This is a genomic window from Streptomyces sp. NPDC102258, from assembly GCF_055584685.1.
Genome location: NZ_JBVJLO010000002.1, coordinates 343,705 through 368,771, shown reverse-complemented (window position 1 = coordinate 368,771; position 25,067 = coordinate 343,705). Strand labels below are relative to the sequence as shown.

The following is a 25,067-nucleotide window of genomic DNA, read 5'->3' as shown; positions in this document are numbered from 1 at the left end:
CCCGCCGTTGTTGTTGTTATTGTTGTTGTTCGCTCCGCCCTTGCCGCCGTTGTTGTTATTGTTGTTATTGTTGGCTCCGCCCTTGCCGCCATTGTTGTTGTTGTTATTGTTGTTCGCTCCGCCCCCGCCGTTGTTGTTGTTATTGTTGTTGTTCGCTCCGCCCTTGCCGCCGTTGTTGTTGTTGTTATTGTTGTTCGCTCCACCTCCGCCATTATTGTTGTTGTTATTGTTGTTGGCTCCCCCGCGCCCGTTGTTGTTATTATTGTTATTGTTGTTGCCTCCGCGCCCATTATTGTTGTTGTTATTGTTGTTGTTCCCGCCGCGACCGTTGTTGTTGTTATTGTTGTTGTTGTTCCCGCCGCGCCCGTTGTTGTTATTGTTATTGTTGTTGTTTCCTCCACCACCGTTGTTGTTATTGTTGTTGTTGTTGCCGTTGTCGTTCGGCACCACCGTGTGGGTCACCGCGGGCGCCGGAGAAGCGAACGCGACGGAGGGCAGCGCTGCGCCCCCCACGGCCAGAGCAGCCGATGCGGTCAGCATCGCCGCGCGCTTGGCGACTTTGTTGAGCATGATGATTCCCTTCGTCTGAATTCCGCTGATTCGCGACCCGGTCCAACCCCAAGCGGCTCGACGGCGATCCCTGTTTCGGGAGCGTGGAGCGCACGGCACGCTGCCCGTGAGGGACTGGCTGAGCCGCATGCCGGGAAGGCCCCGGGAGGGGACTCTGCCGCCAGCATGCGCCGTGGCAACAGGCGCCACATCGGGTGCGGACCCCAAGTTCCACGCCGGTCCGCCCCACGTTCCCCCTCCCGCCTCCCCACCTCACGCCCGGCATTTCCCCGCGTCCTCGCGGCCCCGGCCCGCGCTCGGCGCGCGCTGGATCTTTTGCATGGCCCCGGAGACGGGGAGAAAATGGCAGGTGATGGATCTGCTAGAGCGAGAGGTGGTACTCCAGGCCCTCGTCGGCCACCTCGAAGCGGCCGTGGGCGGCCGGGGACGTCTGGTCCTTTTGCGCGGAGAAGCCGGAATCGGCAGGACCGCCGTCGTCCGCCAGTTGGAACAGCGGTCCGGTCCGCACATCCGGGTTCTCGTGGGCGCCTGCGATCCACTGACCGCGCCCCGCCCCCTGGGCCCCCTGATGGACCTCGCCCCGTACCTCGGCCAGCCGGTCCGCACCGCCCTGACCGGAGTGCTGGAGGCGAATTGCCGCCCGGACGAGGTGTTCGATCACCTCCTCGCGGACCTCGGCACCTGCCCCAGCCTGCTGGTCGTCGAGGACGTCCACTGGGCCGACGAGGCCACCCTGGACCTGCTGCGGTACCTGGTCCGGCGGCTGCCGAAAGTGCCGGCCCTGCTGGTGGTCACCTACCGCGACGACGAACTCGGCCGTACCCACCATCTCAACGGCCTGCTCGGCACCCTCTCCGGTTACCCGTGGGTCCATCGCCAGGACCTGGCGCCGCTGAGCCGGCCGGCCGTGGCCCGGCTCGCCACCGGGCACGCCGTCGACGCCGAGCGGCTCCACCACCTCTCCGGTGGAAACCCGTTCCTCGTCACCGAGGCCCTGGCCGCACCCGGCGCGCCCATCCCGGCCACGGTGCGCGAGGCCGTCGCCGGCCGGCTGGCGGGACTGTCGGCCGCCGGGCGGAAGGTGGTCGACGTGCTCGCCGTCCTGGGGCGCCGGGTTCCGCTGCCGTTGCTGGCCGGCGTCATGCCGGAGCCGGAGGAGCCCCTCGACGAGGCCGTGGCCTGCGGGATCGTGCGCACGGACGGACGGGGCACCGAGTTCCGGCACGAACTGACCCGGCTCGCGGTGCTGGACGCGGTCCCCGCCGCCTTCCGGCTGCGGGTGCACCGCGAGGTGCTGGCGGTCATGGGGTCCGGTCCGGTCGAGGCGGAGGAACTGGCGCTGCTGGCCGATCACGCGGAGGGCGCCGGAGACCGGGATGCCGTGCTCGCGTACGCGCCCGCGGCGGCGGCCCACGCCGCCTCGTCGGGCGCGTACCGGGAGGCGGCCGCCCAGTACGCCCGGGCCCTGCGGTACGCCGACCGCCTGCCACCGGACCGGTTGGCCCCGCTGCTGGAGGGGCATTCCCGGGCCTGTCTCCTGTCCAGCCGGCTGGACGAGGGGATCGCGTCCCGTCGCTCCGCGGTACGGGTACGCCGTACGCTCGGCGACCCGCTGCGCGAGGCGGACGATCTGCGCTGGCTGTCGGACTGGCTCTGGCCGGCCGGGAGGGCCGCCGAGGCCAGGCGGACCGGTCTGGACGCCGTACGGGTGCTCGAAGGCCTGGGCCCGAGCCGGGAGTTGGCGCGCGCGTACCTGAACCTCTGCCGGCTGGCCTGCTACGCGCACGACGGGGTGGAGACGACCGCCGCGTACGCCGGGAAGGCGGCCGCCCTCGGCGAGCGCTTCGGCGATACGGGAGTACTCGTACAGGCGCGCTTCCACGCCGCGGCGGCGCGCGTGCTGGGCGGGGAGGGCGGCTGGGAGGGCTGCGAACAGGCGCTGTCGCGCGCGATGGCCGAGGATCTGCCGGTGGACTCGGGCCTGTTGGCGCTCATCACGTGCTGGGTCGCCGTGCTGCGGCGCGATGTCTCCCGGACCCGCGCGGCCGTGAGCCGGGCGGAGTCATACTGCCTCGACCGCGACCTGCAGTGCTACCTGCTGTGCGCACGGGCCTGGGGAAGCGCGGGGCTGCTGCACCGGGGCGCGTGGATCCCCGCCGCCGATGCCGCACAGGCCGTCCTGATCCACCCCAACGCCCCGCCGGTCGCCCGGTCCACGGCCCTGACCGTGCTGGGGCTGGTGCAGGCCCGGCAGGGCAAGGCCCGGGGCCGGACGCTGCTGGAGCAGGCGGCGAAGCTGGTCGACGCGGACTGTCTGCTGGACACGGCGCTGGGCCGCGAGGCCCAGGTGGAGGCGGCCTGGCTGGCCGGCGAGCCGGAACGGGCACGGGCGGAGGCCGTGAACGCGCTGGCCGAGTTGGCCGATCGCACCCATCCCTGGCTGTCCGGCCCCCTGGCCTGCTGGATCGGGCGCGCCGGGGGTACCCCGCCGCAGGTGCCGGCGGCCGGACCGTACGCGCTGGAGCTGGCCGGCGACTGGGCCGGCGCCGCGGCACGGTGGGACGGGCTCGGCTGCCCGTACGACGCCGCGGTGGCGCGCCTGGCCGGTGACGCTCCCGCGCTGCACCAGGCCCTGACCGCCTTCGAGGCGCTCGGAGCCCAGCCGGCGGCGGCGCACACCCGTGCCGTGATGCGGGACCGCGGGGTCCGCCCCGGCCGGCGTGGCCCGCGCTCGGCGACCCGGGCCAATCCGTACGGGCTGACCAACCGGGAGCTGGACGTGATGAAACTGCTGGACGAGGGCCTGACCGACGCCGAGATCGCCGCCCGCCTCTACATCACGCCCAAGACCGCCGGCCATCACGTGGGCGCCGTCCTGGGCAAACTCGGCGTCCACACCCGCCACGAAGCCGCACGCAAGCTTCACCCCCGCGCACCCTGACCCAGGTGATGATGAATATGAGCGAAAGAACGATTCGGCATACCGGCCTCGCGGCCGTGGCCTGCTGCTGCATGGCGTTCGGCTGCTGGGGCGCATCGGCGGGCGCGGCAGCCGCCCAGCCGCCCGACGCGCGGGCCGCGTCCACGGCATCGGCGGCCCGGTGCTATGCGGCGCGGGGCGACCCGGAGCGGGTCGTGTGTTACCGGACATCCTGGAAGGCGGAGTTCCGGAACGGCGACATCGTCTACATCCCCCGGCTCATCCAGGTACCGACACCGTCGCCCGCGCCGCCCGCCGTCATCGTGGACGACCTGAACGGCATCCGTCCCGACGGGGGACCGGCCGGCGGCTCCGGCCCGGACGCCACCCGGTGATCCGCCCGCGATCCCCTACGGATGACGGCCGGCCTGGCCCTGTCGCCGACGGGGCTCGGCGCCCGCGACCGCTTCGACGACAGGACCCGGGACCGGGCGGCCGGCTCGCGCGGAACGCTCAGGCGGGGTCGAAGCGGCCGCCCCGCGCGTCCAGCACGAACCTGCGCCACTCGTCCGGCGCGAAGATCAGCGAAGGGCCGTCGGGGCGTTCACCGTTGCGCATCGCGATGAACCCCTCCACGAAGGCGACCTGGACGTCGCCCACCCCCCGGCTGCCCGGCTGCCAGTCCGCCCCGCTGAGATCGAGCTCGGGCTTGCCCCACCGCGTCATGCTCTCGGCCACGTGCGTGCTCCTCCCGGTACGTCGTCCGTCCGGGGGCCAAGGGTAGCGATCACGGCCGGTGCCGCACAGGCCACCACAGACCGGCCCCGCTCCGACCGGCTTCAGCGGGCCGGGAGTTCGGCCCCGACCAGCCACATCGCGAAGAACTGCGCGCCGCCCCCGTACGCGTGCCCGAGGGCCCGCCGGGCTCCCGGGACCTGGTGCTCGTCGGCCAGCCCGCGCACCTGGAGGGCCGCCTCGGCGAAGCGGATCATGCCGGAGGCGCCGATCGGGTTGGTGGACAGCACTCCGCCGGAGGGGTTCACGGGGAGGTCGCCGTCGAGTTCGGTGACCCCGGCCTCGGTGAGCTTCCAGCCCTCGCCCTCTTCCGCGAAGCCCAGGTTCTCCAGCCACATGGGCTCGTACCAGGAGAACGGGACGTACATCTCGACGGCGTCGATCTCCCGGCGGGGGTCGGTGATCCCGGCCTGCCGGTAGACGTCGGCGGCGCAGTCCTTCCCGGCCTGCGGGGAGACGAAGTCCTTGCCCGCGAAGAGCGTCGGCTCGCTGCGCATCGCCCCGCCGTGCACCCAGGCGGGCGGCTTCGGCGCGCGGGCCGCGCCAGCCCGGTCGGTGAGGACCATCGCGCAGGCCCCGTCCGAGGAGGGGCAGGTCTCGGAGTAGCGGATCGGGTCCCACAGCATCGGGGAGGCCTGCACCTTCTCCAGGGTGATGTCGTGCTCGTGCAGGTGCGCGTACGGGTTCTTCAGCGCGTTGCGCCGGTCCTTGTACGCGACGAGCGAGCCCACCGTGTCGGGGGCGCCGGTGCGCCGCATGTACGCGCGCACGTGCGGGGCGAAGAAGCCGCCCGCGCCGGCCAGCAGCGGCTGCTGGAAGGGGACGGGCAGCGACAGCCCCCACATGGCGTTGGACTCGGACTGCTTCTCGAAGGCGAGGGTCAGTACGGTGCGGTGGACGCGGGCCGCGACCAGGTTGGCGGCGACCAGGGCCGTGGAACCGCCGACGGAGCCCGCCGTGTGGACGCGGAGCATCGGTTTGCCGACCGCGCCGAGGGCGTCCGCCAGGTACAGCTCGGGCATCATCACCCCCTCGAAGAAGTCGGGGGCCTTGCCGATGACGACGGCGTCGACGTCCGCCCAGGTCAGCTCGGCGTCGGCGAGCGCGCGGGCGGCGGCCTCGCGGACCAGCCCGGCGAGGGAGACGTCGTGGCGGGCGGCCACGTGCTTGGTCTGGCCGACGCCGACGACGGCGACCGGCTCCTTGCCCGAGCTGCTCATGCCCGTTCCCCTTCCAGGACGGCGACCAGGTTCTGCTGGAGGCAGGGGCCGGAGGTGGCGTGGGCGACGGCCCGGTCGGACGCGCCGCGGTGGATGCGGGCGGCGGCCTCGCCGATGCGGATCAGGCCCGCCGCCATGACGGGGTTGGCGGCGAGGGCACCGCCGGAGGGGTTGACGGCGACGTCCTCCCCGAGGCCGAGGGCCTTGCGCAGGACGACCTCCTGGGAGGAGAACGGCGCGTGCAGTTCCGCCGTGTCGACGGGGGCCTCGAAGAGTCCGGCCCGCTCGGCGGCGAGGCGGGTGGACGGGGAGTCGGTCAGGTCCCGCAGGCCGAGGGAGTGCGCCTCGATGCGGTGGTCGATGCCGGTGATCCAGGCGGGGCGGGCGCAGAGCCGCCGCGCGGTGTCCCCGGCGGCGAGGACCACGGCGGCGACGCCGTCGCCGATGGGCGGGCAGTCCCCGGTGCGCAGCGGCGCCACCTGGTAGTCGCCCTGCGGGACGGGGCCGCGGAGCTGGGCGTGCGGGTTGCTCTCGGCGGCGGTGCGGCTGCGGGCGCCGATGGCGGCGAGGGCGTCCTCGTCGGTCTCGCCGGCGTCGATGAGCGCCCGGGCCTGGAGGGCGGCGAGGGCCACCGCGTCGGGCCAGAGGGGGGCGAGGTAGTACGGGTCGAGCTGGCGGGTGAGGACGTCGCGTACGGAGCCCGGTGAGGACTTCCCGTACGAGTAGACCAGTGCGGTGTCGGCCTCGCCGGTCTGGATCTTGACCCAGGCCTCGTACAGCGCCCAGGCCCCGTCCATCTCGACGTGGGATTCGGAGATCGGGGGCCAGGCGCCGACTCCGTCGAGGGTCATGGTGAAGGAGAAGGCGCGGCCGGCGAGGTAGTCGCTGGAGCCGGAGCAGGTGAAGCCGATCTCGCCGGCCTTGAGTCCGGTGGCGGCCAGCACCCGGTGCAGGACCGGCATGACCATCTCGACTTCGCTGAGGTCGTCGGTGCGGCGCAGGTGGTCGCTCTGCGCGAAGGCGACGACGGCCACGTCACGGGCGTAGCGGCTCGTCCCGGGCATCAGATGAGCTCCTTGTACGCGTCGTAGTCCGCGTCCGGCTCGCCGGTGGGGCGGTAGTGGTCGGGGTAGCGGCCGCCGTCGGACCACACGGGCTCGACGCGCAGGCCCATGCGGACCTGGTCGTAGGGGATGCCGCCGATCCGGCCGTGGAGGGCGAGGTCGGCGCCGTCGAGGGCGATGTGGGCGTAGACGTAGGGGACTTCGATGTCGAGGCCGCGTGCCTTGATGTTGACGATGCAGTACGTGGTGACGGTGCCGGCGGGGCCGACCTCGACCCGGTCGGTGGTGGCGACCCCGCAGGTGGGGCACGCGCCGCGCGGGGGGACGTAGACCTTGTGGCAGGAGGGGCAGCGCTCGCCGACGGTGCGCCGCTCGGAGAGGGCGTTGATGTAGTCGGTCTGGGCACGGCCGGGGCTGTAGGTGTAGTCGAGGCGGGCCTCGGCGACGATGCCGGTGACGGGGTCGGCGAAGGTCCCGTCGTGCGGGGTGGCTCCGCCGGTTTCGGCCGCTTCTCCTTCGATGGGCTCGAAGCAGGCGATGTCGGGGATGGCCCCGGTGCGGTCGGCGGCCCAGCGGATCCGGACCCGCATGCCGGTGTGGACGGCGTCGGGGCCGGGGGCGTCGAGGGCGTGCAGGATCGCGGTGTCGGCGCCGTCGAGGCGGACGAGGACCCAGGCGAAGGGGGTGGCGAGGGGCTGCTGGGAGCGGGGTTCGCCGTTCCAGGCCCAGGTGGTGACGGTGCCGGTCGGGGCGACCTCCACGAGGTCGCGGATCTCCTCGGCGGTGACGGGGTCGTACTCGGCCGGGGGCACCATCACCTGCCCGGCGGTGGTCCGTACGCCGAGGACGACGCGCTCGCGCAGGCCGGTGAGGAAGGCGCTCTGCACGGGGCCGAGGGAGCGGGTGAAGGGGAACTCGACGACGAGCGGCGCGCGGAGCACCTGGGGTGGGGAGGCGGCTGTCATGGCTGGTCTCCGGTTCTCGGAAGGGGGCGGGGGCTGCTGCGCGGCGCGGGCTCAGGCCCGGCGGTACACCGGGGGGCGCTTCTCCGCGAAGGCCCGCGCCCCCTCCTTCGCGTCGGCGGTGTCGAAGACCGGCCAGCCCCGCACCAGTTCGGCGGCCAGCCCGTCCGTCTCCGTCAGTTCGGCGCTCTCGTAGACGGACGCCTTGACCGCCTCCACCGCCAGCGGCCCGCACGCGTTGATCCGTTCCGCGACCTCCAGGGCGGCCGCCAGCGCCGTCCCGTCGGGTACGACCCGTCCGATCAGCCCGATCCGCGCCGCCTCGGCGGCGGAGTACGGGCGTCCGGTCAGCAGCATCTCCAGCGCGTGCGTGCGCGGGATCTGCCGCGGCAGCCGCACCGTGGAGCCGCCGATGGGGAACAGCCCGCGCTTGACCTCGAACAGTCCGAAGGTGCCCCCCTCCCCCGCGACCCGGATGTCGGTGCCCTGGAGGATCTCGGTGCCGCCCGCGACGCAGTACCCCTCCACCGCGGCGATCACCGGCTTGCGCGGCCGGTGGTGGCGGAGCATCGCCTTCCAGTGCAGGTCGGGGTCGGCCTTCAGGCGGTCGCGGTACTGGTCGCCCGCCATGCCCCGGCCGGCCAGCGCCTTGAGGTCCATGCCGGCGCAGAAGTCCCCGCCCGCGCCGGTCAGCACGACCGAGCGGACGGTGTCGTCCGCGTCCGCCTCCAGCCAGCCGTCGTACAGCCCCACCAGCAGGGGAAGCGAGAGCGCGTTCTTCGCCTCCGGCCTGTTCATGGTGAGCACCAGCGTGGCGCCGTGACGCTCCACGGTCAGGTGTTCCGTCCCACCCATTGCCGTCCTCCCGTCTCAAGACCTAGAACAGGTTGCAGGAGGGGCGGGTGCAGTTCAATAGTTTTCTGACACCCAGTCAGTTTTCTTGGCGCGCGCCCTTCCCAGTTGCGCGGAGCGGGGCTCTAATGACCGCCGAGCAGCCCAGCCATGGGATTTTCCGGGTCAGGAGGAACGGTGGAGTACAACCTTGCCGACCTGTTCGAATCGGTCGTGGACGTGGTCCCGGACCGCGAGGCCCTGGTGTACGTGGACCACCCCGGAACCGGCGCCGAACGCCGCCTGACGTACGCGGAGCTGGACGCGGCCGCCAACCGCCTCGCCCACCACCTCCTCGACAGCGGCCTGCGCCCCGGCGAGCACCTGGGCCTGCACCTCTACAACGGCGTCGAGTACCTCCAGACCGTCCTGGCCTGCCTCAAGGCCCGCCTGGTGCCGGTGAACGTCAACTACCGGTACGTGGAGGAGGAGCTGGTCTACCTCTACAACGACGCCGACCTCGCGGCGCTCGTCTTCGAGGGCGAGTTCACGGGCCGGGTGGCGGCCGCGCTGCCGCAGACGCCGGGGCTCCGGCACCTGATCCGGGTGGGGCCGGTCCCCGAGGGCGCCCCGGAGCCCCCCGTCGCCCCGGTCGCGTACGAGGACGCGGAGGCGGCCGGCTCGCCCGGGCGCGGCTTCCCGCCCCGTAGCCCCGACGACCTGTTCATCATCTACACCGGCGGCACGACGGGCATGCCCAAGGGCGTCATGTGGCGGGCCGAGGACCTCTTCTTCGCGGGGCTCTTCGGCGGCGAACCGTCGGGCGAGCCGGTGAAGCGGCCCGAGGAACTGGCCGAACGGGTCGCGGCGCGCGGGGCGGGGCTCACCTTCTTCCCGGCTCCCCCGCTGATGCACGGCACCTCGACCCTGACCTCGTTCATCGCCTTCAACTACGGCCAGCGGGTGGTCATCCACCGCAAGTACGCGCCGGAGGAGGTGCTGCGCACCATCGAGAAGGAGAAGGTGTCGAGCGTGTCGCTGGTGGGCGACGCGATGCTGCGGCCGCTGATCGACGCACTGAACGGCCCGCTCGCGGGGACGGACCTGTCCTCCCTTTTCAGCGTCTCCTCGTCCGGGGCGATCATGTCGGAGACGGTGCGCGCGGAGTTCCAGCGGCTCGTGCCGAACGTGGTGCTCCTCAACAACTTCGGTTCCTCCGAGTCCGGTTCCAACGGCCGGGCGACGGAGGACTCCGGCCCGGAGAAGGGTTTCCGGCTCCAGGTCAACGACCGTACGCAGGTGGTGGACCCGGTGACGCACGAGCCGGTGGGGGTCGGCGTGCCGGGCCGGCTCGCGCAGCGCGGACACGTACCGCTCGGGTACTACAACGACCCGGCGAAGACCGCCGAGACCTTCTTCCGGAAGGGCGCGGAGCGGTGGGTGCTGCTCGGTGACATGGCGACCGTCGACGAGGACGGCATCGTCACGGTGCTGGGGCGCGGGTCGCAGTGCATCAACACGGGCGGGGAGAAGGTGTACCCGGAGGAGGTCGAGCAGGCGCTGAAATCACACCCCGACGTGTACGACGCCCTGGTTGCCGGGGTGGCGGACCCGACGTGGGGCAGCCATGTGGCGGCGGTGGTGCAGGTGCGCGCGGGCGCGGCCGAGCCGACGCTGGAGGAGATCCAGCGCCACTGCCGGACCCGGCTGGCGGGCTACAAGATCCCGCGCCAGCTGGTGGTCGCGGACGCCATCCAGCGCTCCCCGAGCGGCAAGGCGGACTACCGCTGGGCGAAGGCGGTGGCGACGGAGGCGGACACCGGGCGCTGAGGGGGTGCGGCTCGCCGCCCCGGGGTGGCGCCCCGCCCTCGACCGGCCCGGTCTCGGCGCGTCGCGGCGTCAGCGGGTGTACGTGCGGATGCGGTAGCGCAGGCCGGACGTGGAGGACCGCCAGCCCTGGTCCTCGGCGACCCGCCAGAGCGCGGGGTCCGGGTCGGGAGCGTACGTGTCGCCGTCCACGGTCGCCTCGACCTCGGTCACCGAGAGGGTCGTGGCGTACTCCAGGGCGGCGCGGTAGATCTCCCCGCCGCCGATCACCCAGGCCGTGACGGGCGCGTCCGCCGCCCGCGACCCGGCCGCGAGCTCCAGGGCCCCGGCAATGGATTCGGCGCGCTCCGCACCCTCGGCCGTCCAGTCCGGATCACGGGTGACGACGATGTTGCGCCGGCCGGACAGCGGCCGGAAGCGCGGGGGCAGCGAGTCCCAGGTCTTGCGGCCCATCACCACGGGGTGGCCGAGGGTGGTCGCCTTGAAGTGCGCCATGTCCTCGGGCAGCCGCCACGGGATCGTGTTGCCCGCGCCAATCACGCCGTCGGGGGTCTGCGCCCAGATCAGCCCGACGCCCACACCCGCGTGCGCAACGGCGTCCGTACCCGCACTCATACGGCGACCTGGGCCTTGATGGCCGGGTGGTGCTTGTAACCGGCCACTTCCACGTCCTCGAAGGCGTAGTCGAACAGGGAGTCGGCCTTGCGCAGGCGCAGCTCCGGGAAGTCGTACGGGGTGCGCGAGATCTGCTCGGTCACCTGCTCGACGTGGTTGTCGTAGATGTGGCAGTCGCCGCCGGTCCAGATGAAGTCGCCCGGTTCCAGTCCGGCCTGCTGCGCCACCATGTGCGTGAGCAGGGCGTAGCTGGCGATGTTGAACGGCACGCCGAGGAAGAGGTCCGCGCTGCGCTGGTAGAGCTGGCAGGAGAGCTTGCCGTCGGCCACGTAGAACTGGAAGAACGCGTGGCACGGCGCGAGGGCCATCTTGGGCAGCTCGGCGACGTTCCAGGCGGAGACGATCATCCGGCGGGAGTCGGGGTCGCGGCGCAGCGTGTCGAGGACCTCGGTGATCTGGTCGACGTGCGCGCCGTCGGGAGTGGGCCAGGAGCGCCACTGGGCGCCGTAGACCGGGCCGAGGTCGCCGTTCTCGTCGGCCCACTCGTCCCAGATGGTGACGCCGTGCTCACGCAGCCAGCCGACGTTCGAGTCGCCGCGCAGGAACCACAGCAGCTCGTACACGATCGACTTGAGGTGCACCTTCTTGGTGGTGACCAGCGGGAATCCCCGCGAGAGGTCGTAGCGCAGTTGGTGCCCGAAGACACTTCGGGTGCCGGTGCCCGTCCGGTCGGCCTTCGCCGTTCCGGATTCGAGCACCAGTCGCAACAGGTCTTCGTACTGGGTGTCCGCCACGGCCTCGATTCTACGTGCCCGGCTCGGGCGCCTTCGCCGCCAGGGGAGGTGCCTGGTGCTGGGCCCGCAGTTCCGCCGCGAGGCCGCGGGCCCAGCCGGCGAGTTCCGTGCGGCCGGCGCCACGGCCCAGGGAGTCGGCCTGGGCGTCGCTCAAGCGGTGCGGGCCCGCGTCCTCCAGCAGGTGGGCGGCTTCGGCCAGCAGCGCCGAGAGGCGTCGGGCGTCGGAGGCGCTGAGGCGTACCGAGACCGCCGGGTCGATGACGGGCATCGCCGCCGCCTCCCTTCCCGCCCGGGCCGCCCGGTCCGGGGGCCCTGTTTCGACCGTACGCCCGTGGCGGGGGCGTCGCCGGTCGGCCGACGGAAACAAGCGACCACTCGTTCGAGTCATTGCTTTACGCCACCGGGTCCGGCAGGCTACCGAATGAACGTTCGGTAGGCACTTGGTGAGGTGACGGCGATGACGGCGTACGCGGACATCCAGGACGAGGGCGAGCGGCTGAGCCCCGACGAACTGGCGACCCTCCAGCTGAAGCGGCTGCGGGAGACCCTGCACCGGGTGTACGAGCGCGTCCCCTTCCACCGGCAGGCCTTCGACAAGGCCGGCGTCCATCCCGACGACTGCCGCTCCCTGGCCGATCTCGCCCTCTTCCCCTTCACCACCAAGGCCGACCTGCGCGAGCAGTACCCGTTCGGGATGTTCGCCGTCCCCCGCGAGGAAGTGCGCCGACTGCACGCCTCCAGCGGCACCACCGGCCGCCCCACCGTGGTCGGCTACACGGAGGGGGACCTGTCCATCTGGGCCGATGTCGTCGCCAGGTCGCTGCGCGCGGCGGGCGCCAGACCCGGCCAGCTGGTGCACGTGGCGTACGGGTACGGGCTCTTCACCGGGGGCCTGGGCGCGCACTACGGCGCGGAGCGGCTGGGCTGTACGGTCGTCCCCGCCTCCGGGGGCATGACGGACCGCCAGGTCCGGCTGATCCAGGACTTCCGGCCGGAGGTGATCATGGTGACGCCGTCGTACATGCTCACGCTGCTGGACGAGATGGAGCGCCAGGGCGTGGACCCCCGCTCGACCTCGCTGCGGACCGGCGTGTTCGGCGCGGAGCCGTGGACCGAGGGGATGCGACGGGAGATCGAGGAACGGCTCGGCATGGACGCCGTGGACATCTACGGACTGTCCGAGGTGATGGGGCCGGGGGTGGCCCAGGAGTTCGCCTCCCACAAGGACGGCCTGCACATCTGGGAGGACCACTTCTACCCCGAGGTGGTCGATCCGCTGACCGGTGCGGTGCTGCCGGACGGGGAGCCCGGGGAGCTGGTGTTCACCTCCCTCACCAAGCAGGCCATGCCGGTCGTCCGCTACCGCACCCGGGATCTGACCCGGCTGCTGCCGGGGACGGCCCGCCCAGCCTTCCGCCGGATGGAGAAGGTGACGGGCCGCAGCGACGACATGCTCATCGTGCGCGGCGTGAACCTCTACCCGACCCAGATCGAGGAGATACTCCTGCGCACGCCCGGACTGGCCCCGCACTTCCAGCTGCGGCTGACCCGGGAGGGCCGGATGGACACCCTGACGGTACGGGTCGAAGCCCGCCGGGACACCGGCTCCGCCCGCCGCCGGGCCGCGGCGGCGGAGCTGGTCCGGGCCGTCAAGGAGTCCGCCGGGGTCTCGGTCCGCGTCGAGGTGGTGGATCCGGAGACCCTGGAACGCTCCCTCGGCAAGATCAAGCGCATCCGCGACCTCCGGAACACCGCCGGAGCCTGAGGCGAAACCACCCCTTCGGGCCCACTTCGGCCGGGCTTACGGGAATCGTCGGGGCCGCACGGGTAGGGGATGAGGCGTGACCTCGATCCTCCGGAAGCTCTACGACCGGCTCCAGGGCTCCCCCGCGGGGCTGGCCTGGAGCCGTGGCCGGGAGATCGAGCTGATGCACCGGGCGATGGGCTTCGCCGCCCTCGGGTTCCTCACCCTGGTGCCGCTGCTGGTGGTGGTCGCGGCGGCCGCCCCGGGCAGCGGTTCGAACTTCGGCCGCTGGCTGGGCCAGGCCCTCGGGGTGACGGCGTCCTCCCGGGCCCGGGTCGAGATGCTGTTCGGCGCGGCCGACCTGGCCCTGGAGCGCACGACCGCCTTCGGGCTGGCCGCCCTCGCGGTGTTCGGCCTGACCTTCGGCTCCGCCGTACAGACCGGCTACGAGAAGGTGTGGGACCTGCCGACCGCCCGCTGGCACACCATGTGGCGGCACGTGGTGTGGCTCGCCCTGCTGGTCTGCTACCTCGCCCTGCTCGTCGGGATCCCGTCCCCGTCCGACGACGCGCTGGGCAGCGCCCTCGGCACCGTCAGCGACCTGGTCGGCACGGCCCTGTTCTTCTGGAGTTCCGGGCGGCTGCTGCTGGGCGGCCGGGTCCGCTGGCGGGCGCTGCTCCCGGGGGCGGTGGCGACCAGCATCGGCCTGCTCGGCCTGCGGGTGTTCTCGCAGCTGGTGTTCTCCCCGCTGATCGCGTCGAACGCGGTCACGTACGGCCCCTTCGGCACCCTGCTGGTCGTCCAGTCCTGGCTGGTCGGCGTCGGCTTCGTGGTCTACGGCGGCGCCCTGGTCGGCCGGCTCGTCCACGAACACCTCACCCTGCGCCGCCTGCACGCCAACGGCGTCATCGACTCCCCCGGACCCCCGCCCCCGGACCCCCGCTGAGCGCTCCGCGCCCGGGGCCGACACACCTACGGCCGCGCGAACCGGTCGCGCAGTTCGCGCTTGAGGATCTTGCCGCTGGCGTTGCGCGGCAGGGCGTCCACGAGCACCACCCGCTTCGGGGCCTTGAAGGCGGCGAGCCGTTCGCGGGCGTACGCCATCAGCTCCGCCTCCGTGACCTCCCCGCGCGGCACCACGACCGCCGTGACCGCCTCGATCCACCGCTCGTCGGGAAGCCCGATCACGGCGGCCTCGGCCACGCCGGGGTGGGTGTACAGGACGTCCTCGACCTGCCGGGAGGCGACGAGCACCCCGCCGGAGTTGATGACGTCCTTCACCCGGTCGACGACGGTGAAGTAACCCTCCTCGTCGCGCACCGCGAGGTCCCCGGAGCGGAACCAGCCGTCCCGGAAGGCCTTCTTCGTGGCCTCCGCGTCGTTCCAGTACCCCAGGCACAGCTGCGGCGAGCGGTACACCACCTCCCCGGCGGTGCCGTCCGGCACCGCCGCGCCGTCCTCGTCGACGACCTTCGCCTCCACGTGCCGTACCGGCCGCCCGCAGGAGTCCATCCGGCCGTCGTGCTCGGCCGGCCCCAGGACGGTGGCCAGCGGGCCGATCTCGCTCTGCCCGAAGCAGTTGTAGAACCCCAGCTCCGGCAGCCGCGCGCGCAGCCGCTCCAGCACCGGGACCGGCATGATCGAGGCCCCGTAGTACGCCTTGCGCAGCGGGCCCAGCTCCGCCGTCCCGAACCGGGGGTGCCCGGCGAGGCCGATCCACACCGTCGGCGGCGCGAACAGGCTGTCGGCCTCGCCCGCCTCCACCAGGTCGAACAGCGCGTCGGCGGCCGGCGCGTCGAGGATGGTGCCGCTCGCCCCCACCGCCAGGTACGGCAGCAGGAAGACGTGCGTCTGCGCCGAGTGGTAGAGCGGCAGGGCGTGGACGGGGCGGTCCCCCTCGGCCAGGTCCAGGGCGGCGATGGCGCTCTCGTACTCGTGCGCCAGCGCCCGGTGGGTCATCATCGCGCCCTTGGGCAGGGCCGTCGTCCCCGAGGTGTACAGCAGCTGGACGAGGGCCCGCGGGTCGGCGGACGGCTCGAACGGCAGCGGCTCCTCCAGCTCCGCCAGGAAGGAGCCGGTCCCGTCGCGCAGCGCGCGCACCGCGTACCCGGCGGGCACCCGCTCCACGAGGTCCGGATCCGCCAGGACCAGCGCGCTCCCGCAGTCGCCGAGGACGTGCGCGAGGTCCTCGCCGGTGAGGTTCTGGTTGACCGGGACGTGGACGAGGCCGGCCCGCGCGCAGGCGAGGAAGGCGAGGAGATAGGCGTCGCTGTTGTGGGCGAAGGTGGCGACCCGGTCCCCCGGCGCCAGCCCGTGGCGCCCGCGCAGCACGGCCGCGCCGGTGGAGACGGCCGCGTCCAGTGCGCCGTAGGTCCAGCTCCGGTCGCGGTAGCGGAGGGCCACCCGCCCGGGCACCCGCCGCGCGCTGTCCCGTACGAGCCCGTCGACCGTGTTGTCCCGCACTGCCGTCATGGCGCGATCCTCACCCTCCCCCGCGTCCAAGGTCAATATCGGCGCGCCAACCCGCCTGCGGGGCGGCGAGGTTGACAGGGTGACGCGGCACGGACCCCGCCACCCGAGCCGCGGTCAGGGGCTGACGGCGAGGAACAGGTAGGCCGCCAGCAGGACGATGTGCACGCCGCCCTGGAGCAGGGTGGCGCGGCCGGGCACGATCGTCAGCGCGCTGACCACGACGGTCAGGGCGAGCAGCACCATGTGGATCGCCCCGAGGCCGAGCAGCAGCGGGCCGCTCAGCCAGATCGAGGCGAGGGCGATGGAGGGGATGGTCAGGCCGATGCTGGCGATGGCCGAGCCGTACGCCAGGTTGAGGCTGGTCTGCACCCGGTCGCGGCGGGCGGCGCGGACGGCGGCGAGGGTCTCGGGGGCGAGCACCAGCAGGGCGATGATCACACCGACGACGGCGTTGGGCAGTCCGGCGTCGGCGACGCCCTTCTCGATGGTCGGGGAGACGGCCTTGGCATTGCCGACGACCGCGACGAGCGCGACGAGGAGCAGGCCGAGGCTGGTCAGGGCGGCGCGGGCGGTGGGCGGTTCGGCGTGCTCGCCGTCCGCGTCGCCCTCACCGGCCGCGCGGGCGGCGGCCTCGGCGGTCCGCCGCTCGGTGTCCACCGGCAGGAAGTAGTCCCGGTGGCGGACGGTCTGGACGGCGATGAACAGTCCGTAGAGGCAGAGCGAGGCGACGGCGGCGAAGGTCAGCTGGGCGCTGGAGAACTCGGGCCCGGGCTTGCTGGTGGTGAAGGTCGGCAGGACGAGGCTCAGTACGGCGAGGGTCGCGACGGTGGCGAGGGCCGCGCCGGAGCCTTCCGCGTTGAAGACGGCGACCCGGTTGCGCAGGGCCCCGACGAGCAGGGACAGCCCGACGATGCCGTTGCAGGTGATCATGACGGCCGCGAAGACGGTGTCCCGGGCGAGGGAGGCCGTCTTGTCGCCGCCGTCGGCCATCAGGGTGACGATGAGCGCCACTTCGATGACGGTGACGGCGACGGCGAGGACGAGCGAGCCGAAGGGTTCGCCGACCCGGTGGGCGACGACCTCGGCGTGGTGGACCGCCGCCAGGACCGCCCCCGCGAGGCACAGGGCGACGAGCACCACCGCGACCGAGGGGAGATCGCGTCCCCAGCTGAAGACGAGCGCCACGAGCGCCACCACGGGGACCAGCACGGTCCAGTCGGTCAGGGGTGATCTGTGCGTTGCCGTACTCATATCGGCCAACTTGCCAGAAGTGTCCCCCCGGTGCGGCGGATGCGCCGCACCGGGGGTCCTGACGTGGCACTTCTCACGCCGTCCCGGGCGTGGCGGGCCCGCTCGCAGCGTGAAAGGGACCGTCCCGCTCACACGGCGCGTTCGCGGCCCTCCCAGTAGGGGTCGCGCAGCCGTCGCTTGTAGAGCTTGCCGTTCGGGTCGCGCGGCATCGTCTCGATGAAGTCGACGGACTTGGGGCGCTTGTAGCCGGCCAGCCGCCGTTCGCAGTGGTGCAGGATCTCGGCGGCCAGCGCGTCCCCGGCCTCGAAGCCCTCGGCGGGCTCGACGACGGCCTTGACCTCCTCGCCCCAGGACTCGTGCGGGATGCCGAAGGCCGCCGCGTCCGCGACCGCCGGATGGGTGAGCAGGGCGGACTCGATCTCGGCCGGGTAGATGTTCACCCCACCGGAGATGATCATGTCGATCTTGCGGTCGCGGAGGAAGAGGTAGCCCTCCTCGTCGAGCAGGCCGAGGTCGCCGACGGTGAAGAAGTCGCCGATCCGGTTCTTGCGCGTCTTGCCCTCGTCCTTGTGGTAGCTGAAGCCGCCGGTGTTCATCTTGATGTAGACGGTGCCCAGTTCGCCCGGGGGCAGCCGGTTGCCGTCGTCGTCGAAGACGGCGAGTTCGCTGATCGGCCAGGCCCGGCCGACCGTTCCCGGCTTCTTCAGCCAGTCCGCGGCGGTGGCGAAGGCGCCGCCGCCCTCGCTGGCCGCGTAGTACTCCTCCACGCAGTGGCCCCACCAGTCGATCATCGCCCGTTTGACGTGGTCGGGACAGGGGGCGGCGCCGTGGATGGCGTGCCGCATGGAGGAGACGTCGTACGCGTCCTTCGTCTCCTGCGGGAGGGCGAGCAGGCGGTGGAACTGGGTGGGGACCATGTGGGTGTGGGTGCAGGCGTACCGGTCGATCAGGCGCAGCATCTCCTCGGGGCCCCACTTGTCCATCAGTACCAGCGGGTGCCCGATGTGCAGGGAGGCGCCCGCGAACTGGAGCACGGCGGTGTGGTAGAGGGGCGAGCAGACGAGGTGGACGTTGCCGTCGAAGGGGCGGATGCCGAAGATGCCGAGGAAGCCGCCGAGGTAGGTCTCCTCGGGCGGTTTGCCGGGCAGCGGACGGCGGATGCCGCGCGGGCGGCCGGTGGTCCCGGAGGTGTAGTTCATGACCCACCCGAGAGTCCGGCCGTCGGGCGGCGTCGCGGGCTGCCCGGCCAGGAGGTCGGCGTACGGGCGGAAGCCGGGGACGGCTCCGACGGCGTAGCGGCGCTCCGCGGGGAGGGCGGCCTCGTCGGCGGCGGCGGTGGCGGCTTCGGCGAAGCGCTCGTGCGCGAGGAGGACCTTGGCGCCGGAGTCGGAGACGATCCAGGCGATCTCGGGGCCGACGAGGTGGTGGTTGACCGGGACGAGGTAGAAGCCCGCCTGGGAGGCGGCGAGGTAGGCGGTGAGGAACTCGACGCCATTGGGCAGGACGACGGCGAAGGCGTCGCCCCGTTCCAGTCCGGCGGCGCGCAGGCCGTGGACGAGGCGGTTGACGTCGGCGTGCAGCCGTCCGGCGGACCAGTCCTCGCCCTCGGGGGTGACGAGTACGGTCCGGTCCGGGTCGGCGGCCGCCTGGGCCCAGAAGCCATTGGGGGGCTGGTCACTCATGCTGGTCACACCTCTCAGACGCGGCCGGCGATGCGGTTGACGCGGTCGATGGCACGCTCGAAGCCGCTGGTGAGCTCGTCGAAGACGGCCTGGACGCCGCGTTCGGTGTTCATCCGGCCGACGATCTGGCCGACGGGGGTGCCGAGCAGCGGCTGGACCTCGTACTTCTGGATCCGGGAGACGGCCTCGGCGACGAGGAGGCCCTGGAGCGGCATGGGCAGGGCGCCGGGTCCCTGCGGATCGTCCCAGGCGTCGGTCCACTCGGTGCGCAGCTGGCGCGCGGGCTTGCCGGTGAGGGCGCGGGAGCGGACGGTGTCACCGGATCCGGCGGCCAGCAGCTTGTCGGTCAGGGCGCGGGAGTGCAGCTCGGCCTCGGTGGTGGTGAGCCACAGGGAGCCGAGCCAGGCACCCTGGGCGCCGAGAGCGAGGCCCGCGGCGATCTGTTCGCCGCTGCCGATGCCGCCGGCGGCGAGGACCGGGAGCGGGGCGACGGCCTCGACGATCTCCGGGACCAGGACCATCGTGGCGATGTCCCCGGTGTGGCCGCCCGCCTCGTAGCCCTGGGCCACGACGACGTCGATGCCCGCCTCGGCGTGACGGCGGGCGTGTTTGGCGCTGCCGGCGAGGGCGGCGACGAGGACGCCGTGGTCGTGGGCGCGCGCGATGACGTCGGCGGGCGGGGAACCGAGGGCGTTCGCCAGGAGTTTGACGGGATAGTCGAAGGCGACGTCGAGCTGGCCGCGCGCGACCTGTTCCATCCAGCCGGTGATGCGCCAGCCGGAGGCCTCGCCCTCGGCGAGTTCGGGTACGTGGTGCCGGGCGAGGGTGTCCCGGACGAAGGCGCGGTGGCCTTCCGGGATCATCGCCTCGATCTCGGCCTCGCCGATGCCGTCGACGGCCTTCTTGGCGGGCATGACCACGTCGAGCCCGTAGGGCTTGCCGTCGGTGTGCCGCTGCATCCAGTCGAGATCGCGTTTGAGGTCGTCGGGAGCGGTGTAGCGGACGGCGCCGAGGACGCCGAAGCCGCCCGCGCGGGTGATGGCCGCGGCGACCGCCGGGAAGGGCGTGAAGCCGAAGATGGCGTGCTCGACTCCCAGTTTCTTGCTCAGCTCCGTCTCCATGGCGGTGAGGATGCCGCAGGGCGGCGGCCGAGGGAAGAGATTTTCTGATGCTGTGTCAGATTCTTTGACGGCCGGTCGGGCGGAGGGTACGCGGCGGGCGGGCAGATACCCAGTAGCGTGCGCGGGCAGGAACAGGAGGGCCGGACATGGGCGGTTCGGGTACGGGGGCAGGTGCGGGTACGTGGCCGGGCGCGGAACCGGGTACGGGTCCGGGATCAGGTGCGGTGCCCCGCACGGAACCGGGATCAGGTGCGGGACCGGGTACGGGGGCGGGACCAGGGCCGGGACCGGGTAGGGCATCGGCCGCGGGGCAGGACCCGGCCACAGGACCGGGCACGGGCACCGGACCAGGACCGGATGGGGCATCGGGCGTGGGGCAGGATCCGGGTACGGGCCCGGGTAGAGGCGCGGGTACAGACACGGGACCGGCCCCGGGTACGGGAACCGGCCCCGGACCGGGTGCGGCAGCGGGTACGAGTGCGGGAACCGGCCCCGGACCGGGTGCGGGTGCCGGACCGGGTACGAGTGCGGGAACCGGCCCCGGACCGGGTGCGGCAGCTGCAACGTGTGCCGGGCAAGGCGCCCCCGGTGGTGCTCGCGGGCTCAGTCGCAGGCGGCTCGGGGCGCGGCTCCTCGCGTTGGGCGGGGTGCTCGTCCTGCACGCCGCGCTCCCCGGACAGGGCGCGGGGGCGGCGGGCGGCGGCGCGGCCGAGCGGCGGGCCCTGGAGGGCCTGCGGCTGCGCTACGGCTCCGCCCGCCAGGCGGGTCTGCTGGAGCGCCACCTGGAGGGCGTCGCGGAGGAGGCCCGGCGCTACCTCGGCCCCTCCCCCGAACACCCCTACTACGCCGGAGCCGTGGTCCTCGCGGGGCGCGGCCGGACCATCGCGCTGCACCGGGCGATGGGCGACGCGGTCCGCTACGCCGACTACGACGGCCGCACCGACCGGCCGCGCGAGTTCCCCGCCGCCGAGCGGATCGCCATGACCGAGGACACCGTCTTCGACCTGGCCTCCCTCAGCAAGCTGTTCACCTCCCTGCTGGCCGTGCAGCAGATGGAGCGGGGCCGCCTGGAGCTGGAGGCCCCCGTCGCGCGCTACCTCCCGGAGTTCACGGGCGGCGGCAAGGAGGCCGTCACCGTCCGCCAGCTGCTCACCCACACCTCGGGGCTGCGCTCGTGGGCGCCGTTCTACCAGGAGCCCACCCGCGAGGGGCGGCTGCGGCTGCTGTGGTCGGTGCGCCCGCAGGACACCCCGGGGACGGTGTACCGCTACTCCGACCTCAACCTGATCACGCTCCAGCTCCTCCTGGAGCGGATCACCGGCCGCACCCTGGACGTCCTGCTCCGCGAGGAGATCACCGGCCCGCTGGGCCTGCGCCGCACCCGCTACAACCCGCCGCCCTCCTGGCGCCGGGTCACGGCCGCGACCGAGGTGCAGCGGCCGCCCTGGTCGGGGCTGGACCGGGGCCTGGTGTGGGGCGAGGTGCACGACGAGAACGCGTACGCGCTCGGCGGGGTCGCGGGCCACGCGGGGGTCTTCGGCACCGCCTGGGACCTGGCGGTCCTCGCCCGCACCCTGCTCGACGGCGGGGCGTACGCGGGCAGGCGCATCCTGCGCCCCGCCTCCGTCGAGCTGCTCTTCACCGACTTCAACACCGCCTTCCCCGGCGACGACCACGGCCTCGGCTTCGAGCTGTACCAGCCCTGGTACATGGGGGCCATGGCCACCCCGCACTCGGCCGGGCACACCGGCTTCACCGGCACCTCGCTGGTCCTCGACCCCTCCACCGACTCCTTCCTGATCCTGCTCGGCAACTCCGTGCACCCGGTACGGACCTGGCGGGCCGGCAGCGCGCCCAGGGTGGCCACCGGCAACCGCTTCGCCCGCGCGGTGCCCGTCCGCACCCGGCACGGCGGCCCGGCCTGGTACTCGGGGATGGAGCCCGGGGGCTCGGGCACCCTCACCCTGCCGCCCCTCACCCCGGGCACGGGCGGGGCCAGGCTGCGCTGCGCCGTGTGGTGGGACACCGTGCCCGGGGCGGGCGCCTTCCACGTGGAGGCCTCCGCCGACGGGCTGGCCTGGGAGCCGCTCCCCTTCACCACCGTCCGCAGCACCGGCGGCGCCCCGGAGTGCTGGCCGGACGGCAGCGCGGGCGGCTGGTCGGGCCGCGTATGGCACCGGCTGGAGGCCCCGCTGCCCGGCTGGGCCGGCCGGGAGGTGCGGCTGCGCTTCCGCCATGCCGCGAGCGGCCGTTACGTGGGCCGGGGCGTGTACGTGGACCTCGTACGGGTCTCCGAGCCGGTCCGCCTGCTGTTCAGCGAGGACCGTCCGGCGGACGCGGCCGGTCTGACGGCCGCCGGCTGGACCCGCTCGGCGGACTGACGGCGGCGGCCCCGCCGCCCCTCAGCCCTGGACCAGGCAGAACGGGTGGCCCGCCGGATCGGCGAAGACCCGGAAGTCGCGGTCGGCCGGGCCCTGTTCCAGCAGGACCGCGCCGCGCGCGAGGACCTGCTCCTGGCCGCGGTCGAGGTCCGGGACGGCGAGGTCCAGGTGGAACTGCTGGGGCCGCTCGGGATCGGGCCAGGCGGGCGGCCGGTGGCCGGTGGCCCGCTGGAAGCACAGCACCTGCCCGTTCGGAGTGTGCAGCGTGGCCCACTCCTCGTCCACCGACCAGCGCCGGTCCGGCCGGTTGACCTCCCCGCCCACCAGGTCCGCGTAGAACTCGGCGAGCCGCAGCGGCTCCGGGCAGTCCAGCACCACGCACTGCAGTTCAGCGATCATGCGGCGAGCCTAGCGGCGCGGCCAGTGCGGCATCGATCATCCGGCGGGCCGCGGCGGCCAGTTCGGCGGGGTCCGGCGCGGGCCGGGAGCGGGCCAGGGCGCCGGCCAGCCGGTCGTAGAGCAGCCCGTCCGTCCAGGCGGCCAGGAGTTCGGCGGACGCCTCGGGGCGCGGGGCGCCGAGCGCCGCGAGCAGGGCGGCGGCCCGGGCCCGGACGCCGAGACCGGCCTGGAGCAGTCCGGGATCCGGGTCCGGGCGGCGGGCGGCCTCCAGGCTCAGCTCGAAGCGGGCCAGCTGGCGCTCCCGCCCGGCGGTCAGCCACCGGTGCAGGAGCGCGCCGAGCACCCGCGCGGCCGTGTCCCGGTCCCAAGGGCCGGCCGGGCGGGCGTCCGCCTCGAAGTCGGCGAGGTCCAGCTCGGCGAGCCGCCCGTAGCAGGCGTCCACCAGGGCGGCCCGGGTACGGAAGTAGTACGAGGTGCTTCCCGCGGGCAGTCCCGCCGCCGTGTCCACGGCCCGGTGGGTCAGGCCCCGCAGTCCGCCGGCGGCGACCAGGCCGATCGCGGTGTCGGAGATCAGGGCGCGGCGGTCGGTGGCGGGCGGGGGCGGCGGGCCGGCCGGACCGGCTGTGGAAGAGGGAGACACCGCATCACTCTACAGCTGTAGAGTGACGACATGACCTTCCTCTACGGATGTAGAGGTAGCGAGAGCCGCCAAGGGGGCCGCACCATGCCGAACCGTCCGCGTCACGCCGTCATAGCCGGAGCCGGGATCGGCGGGCTCACCGCCGCCCTGGCCCTGCACCGCCGGGGCTGGCGGATCACCGTCTGCGAGCGGGCCGCCGGGCCGGCCGCCGCCGGCGCGGGCATCGTGCTCGCCCCGAACGCCCTGCGGGCCCTGGAATCCCTCGGGTTCGACGCCGGCCCGGCGGCGGGCCGCGGCGTCCCGGCCGCCCTCGGCGTGCGCCGCCCGGACGGGTCCTGGCTGCGCCGCGCCGACGCCGCCGCGCTCGCCGCCCGCTACGGCCGGCCCCCGCTCGCCGTGCACCGCGCGGCCCTCACCGGGGCCCTCGCGGACGCCCTGCCCGGCGGGGCCCTGCGGTACGGAACGGCCGTCACCGGCGTGGACGAGGCCGGAAGCCGCTCGGTGGTCCGTACCGACGCCGGGGACCTCACCGCCGATCTCGTGGTCGCCGCCGACGGGATCAACAGCGCGCTGCGCCGCCGGTACTTCCCGGACCACCCCGGCCTGCGCCACAGCGGCGAGACGGCCTGGCGCACCGTCCTGCCCGGCGACGGGCTCGCCCCGCCCGCCGCGGCCGAGACCTGGGGGCGCGGCCGGCGCTTCGGGGTGGTTCCGCTGGCCGACGGCCGGATCTACGCGTACGCCACCGCCCTCGTCCCCGAGGGCCACCGGCCGGCCGACGTACGCGGTGAACTCCTGCGCCGCTTCGGGGACTGGCACGACCCGGTCCCGACCCTGCTGGAGCGCCTCGACCCGGCGGCCGTCCTCCAGCACGACCTGTACGACCTGGCGGTCGCGCTCCCCCGGCTCCACCACGGCCGGACGGCCTGGACCGGCGACGCCGCACACGCGATGACCCCCGACCTGGGGCAGGGCGGCTGCCAGGCGATCGAGGACGCCGTCGTCCTCGCCCGGCTGGCGGACGGCGCCGACGCGGTGCCCGCCGCGCTCGCCGCCTACACCCGGGCCCGCCTCGCCCGCACCGACGACCTGCGGATCCGCTCCCGCCGCGCCGGCCGGGTCGCGGCCCTCACCCGGCCCTGGGCCGTGGCCGCCCGCGACCTCGCCGTCCGCGCCCTGCCGGAGCGTGCCGCGCGGCGCGCCCTGGACGACCTGTTCAACGGGTTTACTCTCCCTGAACAGCCGGAATGAAGGCCCTTCCCGAGGGCGTTGACGCTCGTTGTCGAGGCTGTTGACCGTGTGACACGAACGCAGGGAGAGACCATGACCGACATCGACTGGGACCACCCCAAGGACCCCAAGCCCGGTACCTGGCAGCTGGACCACGTCAAGCAGTACGTGAGCACCGACGGCGCCGAGGGCCACCACTGGAACGACACCCAGACCCTCCTGCTGACCACCGTCGGCCGGGTCTCCGGGCAGGCGGTGCGCACCCCGCTCATCTACGGTGAGGACGACGGCCGTTACCTCGTCGTCGCCTCCAAGGGCGGGGCCGACGAGCCGCCCCTGTGGTACCGGAACCTGTCGGCCGACCCCCGGGTCCGCGTCCAGGTCGGCCCGAAGGTCGTCCAGGGCACGGCCCGCACCGCCACCCCCGAGGAGCGGGCCGCCTACTGGCCGGTGATGGTCGGGCACTGGCCCGCGTACGACGAGTACCAGGCCAAGACCGACCGCGAGATCCCGATCGTGGTCATCGAACCGGCCTGACGGACGTACGAG

The 25,067-nt window shown here is 73.4% G+C and carries 23 protein-coding genes; 8 read left to right on the top strand and 15 right to left on the bottom strand.

The genetic code is table 11. From position 1 onward, the window contains the following. Positions 1–570: hypothetical protein (locus ACZ6ZT_RS04825; protein WP_469715550.1), on the bottom strand; the 570-nt coding region annotated here is incomplete at its 3' end. Between the two features lie 127 nt (positions 571–697). Between ACZ6ZT_RS04825 and ACZ6ZT_RS04820 the strand changes: the two genes are divergently transcribed. Together ACZ6ZT_RS04820 and ACZ6ZT_RS04815 are read left to right on the top strand one after the other, a co-directional pair. Next, on the top strand, positions 698–3,511 hold the full coding sequence (locus ACZ6ZT_RS04820) for an ATP-binding protein (RefSeq protein WP_469715830.1): 2,814 nt from the start codon (positions 698–700) through the stop codon (positions 3,509–3,511). Between the two features lie 17 nt (positions 3,512–3,528). Further along, positions 3,529–3,885 carry a hypothetical protein gene (locus ACZ6ZT_RS04815; RefSeq protein ID WP_469715548.1) on the top strand — a complete coding sequence of 119 codons (357 nt, stop codon included), beginning with the start codon at positions 3,529–3,531 and terminating at the stop codon, positions 3,883–3,885. Positions 3,886–4,003: 118 nt separating this feature from the next. Here the strand turns inward: ACZ6ZT_RS04815 and ACZ6ZT_RS04810 are convergent, their stop codons facing one another. From ACZ6ZT_RS04810 to ACZ6ZT_RS04790, 5 genes are all read right to left on the bottom strand, one after another. Continuing rightward, positions 4,004–4,216 (bottom strand): DUF397 domain-containing protein, encoded by a 213-nt coding sequence (locus ACZ6ZT_RS04810; protein ID WP_351827485.1) that lies wholly within the window; start codon positions 4,214–4,216, stop codon positions 4,004–4,006. Positions 4,217–4,329: 113 nt separating this feature from the next. After that, on the bottom strand, positions 4,330–5,505 hold the full coding sequence (locus tag ACZ6ZT_RS04805; protein ID WP_469715547.1) for a thiolase domain-containing protein: 1,176 nt from the start codon (positions 5,503–5,505) through the stop codon (positions 4,330–4,332). Next, on the bottom strand, positions 5,502–6,569 hold the full coding sequence (locus tag ACZ6ZT_RS04800) for a thiolase domain-containing protein (protein ID WP_469715545.1): 1,068 nt from the start codon (positions 6,567–6,569) through the stop codon (positions 5,502–5,504). Before ACZ6ZT_RS04800 ends, ACZ6ZT_RS04805 begins: the two co-directional genes overlap by 4 nt. After that, the gene (locus tag ACZ6ZT_RS04795; RefSeq protein WP_469715543.1) at positions 6,569–7,534 is read right to left on the bottom strand and encodes a Zn-ribbon domain-containing OB-fold protein; all 966 of its coding nucleotides are present in this window, start codon (positions 7,532–7,534) and stop codon (positions 6,569–6,571) included. Before ACZ6ZT_RS04795 ends, ACZ6ZT_RS04800 begins: the two co-directional genes overlap by 1 nt. Positions 7,535–7,585: 51 nt before the next feature. Beyond that, on the bottom strand, positions 7,586–8,386 hold the full coding sequence (locus tag ACZ6ZT_RS04790) for a crotonase/enoyl-CoA hydratase family protein (RefSeq protein ID WP_469715541.1): 801 nt from the start codon (positions 8,384–8,386) through the stop codon (positions 7,586–7,588). Between the two features lie 174 nt (positions 8,387–8,560). On the opposite strand from ACZ6ZT_RS04790, the gene ACZ6ZT_RS04785 reads away from it, so the two are divergent. Then, positions 8,561–10,192, top strand: a complete 1,632-nt coding sequence (locus ACZ6ZT_RS04785; protein ID WP_469715539.1) for an acyl-CoA synthetase — start codon at positions 8,561–8,563, stop codon at positions 10,190–10,192. Positions 10,193–10,261: 69 nt separating this feature from the next. On the opposite strand, the gene ACZ6ZT_RS04780 is transcribed toward ACZ6ZT_RS04785, so the two are convergent. From ACZ6ZT_RS04780 to ACZ6ZT_RS04770, 3 genes are read right to left on the bottom strand one after another with little or no spacing between them, the layout of a single operon-like run. Continuing rightward, positions 10,262–10,768, bottom strand: a complete 507-nt coding sequence (locus tag ACZ6ZT_RS04780) for a dihydrofolate reductase (protein ID WP_469715828.1) — start codon at positions 10,766–10,768, stop codon at positions 10,262–10,264. Between the two features lie 32 nt (positions 10,769–10,800). Continuing rightward, positions 10,801–11,598, bottom strand: a complete 798-nt coding sequence (locus ACZ6ZT_RS04775; RefSeq protein WP_469715538.1) for a thymidylate synthase — start codon at positions 11,596–11,598, stop codon at positions 10,801–10,803. Between the two features lie 10 nt (positions 11,599–11,608). Next, positions 11,609–11,866, bottom strand: a complete 258-nt coding sequence (locus ACZ6ZT_RS04770) for a hypothetical protein (protein ID WP_469715536.1) — start codon at positions 11,864–11,866, stop codon at positions 11,609–11,611. 189 nt (positions 11,867–12,055) lie between these two features. Here ACZ6ZT_RS04770 and paaK point away from each other — a divergent pair, with 189 nt between their 5' ends. Next, positions 12,056–13,363: a phenylacetate--CoA ligase PaaK gene (gene paaK / locus ACZ6ZT_RS04765; RefSeq protein WP_469715533.1), complete on the top strand. Its 1,308-nt coding sequence runs from the start codon at positions 12,056–12,058 to the stop codon at positions 13,361–13,363. 76 nt (positions 13,364–13,439) lie between these two features. Then, positions 13,440–14,288, top strand: coding sequence for a YhjD/YihY/BrkB family envelope integrity protein (locus ACZ6ZT_RS04760; protein WP_469715532.1), 849 nt, complete (start codon positions 13,440–13,442; stop codon positions 14,286–14,288). A gap of 26 nt (positions 14,289–14,314) precedes the next feature. Here ACZ6ZT_RS04760 and ACZ6ZT_RS04755 read toward each other — a convergent pair whose 3' ends face one another. The 4 genes from ACZ6ZT_RS04755 to ACZ6ZT_RS04740 form a co-directional block, all read right to left on the bottom strand. Beyond that, the gene (locus ACZ6ZT_RS04755) at positions 14,315–15,814 is read right to left on the bottom strand and encodes a fatty acyl-CoA synthetase (RefSeq protein ID WP_469715531.1); all 1,500 of its coding nucleotides are present in this window, start codon (positions 15,812–15,814) and stop codon (positions 14,315–14,317) included. Between the two features lie 114 nt (positions 15,815–15,928). Then, positions 15,929–17,065: a calcium:cation antiporter gene (locus ACZ6ZT_RS04750; protein ID WP_469715529.1), complete on the bottom strand. Its 1,137-nt coding sequence runs from the start codon at positions 17,063–17,065 to the stop codon at positions 15,929–15,931. Between the two features lie 128 nt (positions 17,066–17,193). Further along, positions 17,194–18,747 carry an acyl-CoA synthetase gene (locus ACZ6ZT_RS04745; protein WP_469715528.1) on the bottom strand — a complete coding sequence of 518 codons (1,554 nt, stop codon included), beginning with the start codon at positions 18,745–18,747 and terminating at the stop codon, positions 17,194–17,196. 14 nt (positions 18,748–18,761) lie between these two features. Beyond that, entirely contained in the window at positions 18,762–19,868 is a 1,107-nt protein-coding gene (locus ACZ6ZT_RS04740; protein ID WP_469715526.1) for a nitronate monooxygenase, read from the bottom strand. A gap of 647 nt (positions 19,869–20,515) precedes the next feature. Here ACZ6ZT_RS04740 and ACZ6ZT_RS04735 point away from each other — a divergent pair. Continuing rightward, the gene (locus ACZ6ZT_RS04735) at positions 20,516–22,249 is read left to right on the top strand and encodes a serine hydrolase domain-containing protein (protein WP_469715525.1); all 1,734 of its coding nucleotides are present in this window, start codon (positions 20,516–20,518) and stop codon (positions 22,247–22,249) included. 21 nt (positions 22,250–22,270) lie between these two features. Here ACZ6ZT_RS04735 and ACZ6ZT_RS04730 read toward each other — a convergent pair whose 3' ends face one another. After that, positions 22,271–22,648, bottom strand: coding sequence for a VOC family protein (locus tag ACZ6ZT_RS04730; protein WP_469715524.1), 378 nt, complete (start codon positions 22,646–22,648; stop codon positions 22,271–22,273). Then, complete coding sequence (locus ACZ6ZT_RS04725; RefSeq protein ID WP_469715522.1) at positions 22,638–23,288, bottom strand: TetR/AcrR family transcriptional regulator; 651 nt, start codon at positions 23,286–23,288, stop codon at positions 22,638–22,640. Before ACZ6ZT_RS04725 ends, ACZ6ZT_RS04730 begins: the two co-directional genes overlap by 11 nt. 30 nt (positions 23,289–23,318) lie before the next feature. On the opposite strand from ACZ6ZT_RS04725, the gene ACZ6ZT_RS04720 reads away from it, so the two are divergent. After that, positions 23,319–24,539, top strand: coding sequence for an FAD-dependent monooxygenase (locus ACZ6ZT_RS04720; protein WP_469715521.1), 1,221 nt, complete (start codon positions 23,319–23,321; stop codon positions 24,537–24,539). Between the two features lie 72 nt (positions 24,540–24,611). After that, complete coding sequence (locus tag ACZ6ZT_RS04715) at positions 24,612–25,055, top strand: nitroreductase family deazaflavin-dependent oxidoreductase (RefSeq protein WP_469715520.1); 444 nt, start codon at positions 24,612–24,614, stop codon at positions 25,053–25,055. The last annotated feature ends 12 nt before the right edge of the window (positions 25,056–25,067 follow it).

Bases quoted from the DNA above. Each gene is read 5' to 3' on its own strand.
- ACZ6ZT_RS04820 (WP_469715830.1), top strand. From the start codon at position 698: ATGCCGGGAAGGCCCCGGGAGGGGACTCTGCCGCCAGCATGCGCCGTG.
- ACZ6ZT_RS04815 (WP_469715548.1), top strand. From the start codon at position 3,529: ATGAGCGAAAGAACGATTCGGCATACCGGCCTCGCGGCCGTGGCCTGC.
- ACZ6ZT_RS04810 (WP_351827485.1), bottom strand. From the start codon at position 4,216: ATGACGCGGTGGGGCAAGCCCGAGCTCGATCTCAGCGGGGCGGACTGG.
- ACZ6ZT_RS04805 (WP_469715547.1), bottom strand. From the start codon at position 5,505: ATGAGCAGCTCGGGCAAGGAGCCGGTCGCCGTCGTCGGCGTCGGCCAG.
- ACZ6ZT_RS04800 (WP_469715545.1), bottom strand. From the start codon at position 6,569: ATGCCCGGGACGAGCCGCTACGCCCGTGACGTGGCCGTCGTCGCCTTC.
- ACZ6ZT_RS04795 (WP_469715543.1), bottom strand. From the start codon at position 7,534: ATGACAGCCGCCTCCCCACCCCAGGTGCTCCGCGCGCCGCTCGTCGTC.
- ACZ6ZT_RS04790 (WP_469715541.1), bottom strand. From the start codon at position 8,386: ATGGGTGGGACGGAACACCTGACCGTGGAGCGTCACGGCGCCACGCTG.
- ACZ6ZT_RS04770 (WP_469715536.1), bottom strand. From the start codon at position 11,866: ATGCCCGTCATCGACCCGGCGGTCTCGGTACGCCTCAGCGCCTCCGAC.
- paaK (WP_469715533.1), top strand. From the start codon at position 12,056: ATGACGGCGTACGCGGACATCCAGGACGAGGGCGAGCGGCTGAGCCCC.
- ACZ6ZT_RS04755 (WP_469715531.1), bottom strand. From the start codon at position 15,814: ATGACGGCAGTGCGGGACAACACGGTCGACGGGCTCGTACGGGACAGC.
- ACZ6ZT_RS04750 (WP_469715529.1), bottom strand. From the start codon at position 17,065: ATGAGTACGGCAACGCACAGATCACCCCTGACCGACTGGACCGTGCTG.
- ACZ6ZT_RS04745 (WP_469715528.1), bottom strand. From the start codon at position 18,747: ATGAGTGACCAGCCCCCCAATGGCTTCTGGGCCCAGGCGGCCGCCGAC.
- ACZ6ZT_RS04740 (WP_469715526.1), bottom strand. From the start codon at position 19,868: ATGGAGACGGAGCTGAGCAAGAAACTGGGAGTCGAGCACGCCATCTTC.
- ACZ6ZT_RS04730 (WP_469715524.1), bottom strand. From the start codon at position 22,648: ATGATCGCTGAACTGCAGTGCGTGGTGCTGGACTGCCCGGAGCCGCTG.
- ACZ6ZT_RS04720 (WP_469715521.1), top strand. From the start codon at position 23,319: ATGACCTTCCTCTACGGATGTAGAGGTAGCGAGAGCCGCCAAGGGGGC.
- ACZ6ZT_RS04715 (WP_469715520.1), top strand. From the start codon at position 24,612: ATGACCGACATCGACTGGGACCACCCCAAGGACCCCAAGCCCGGTACC.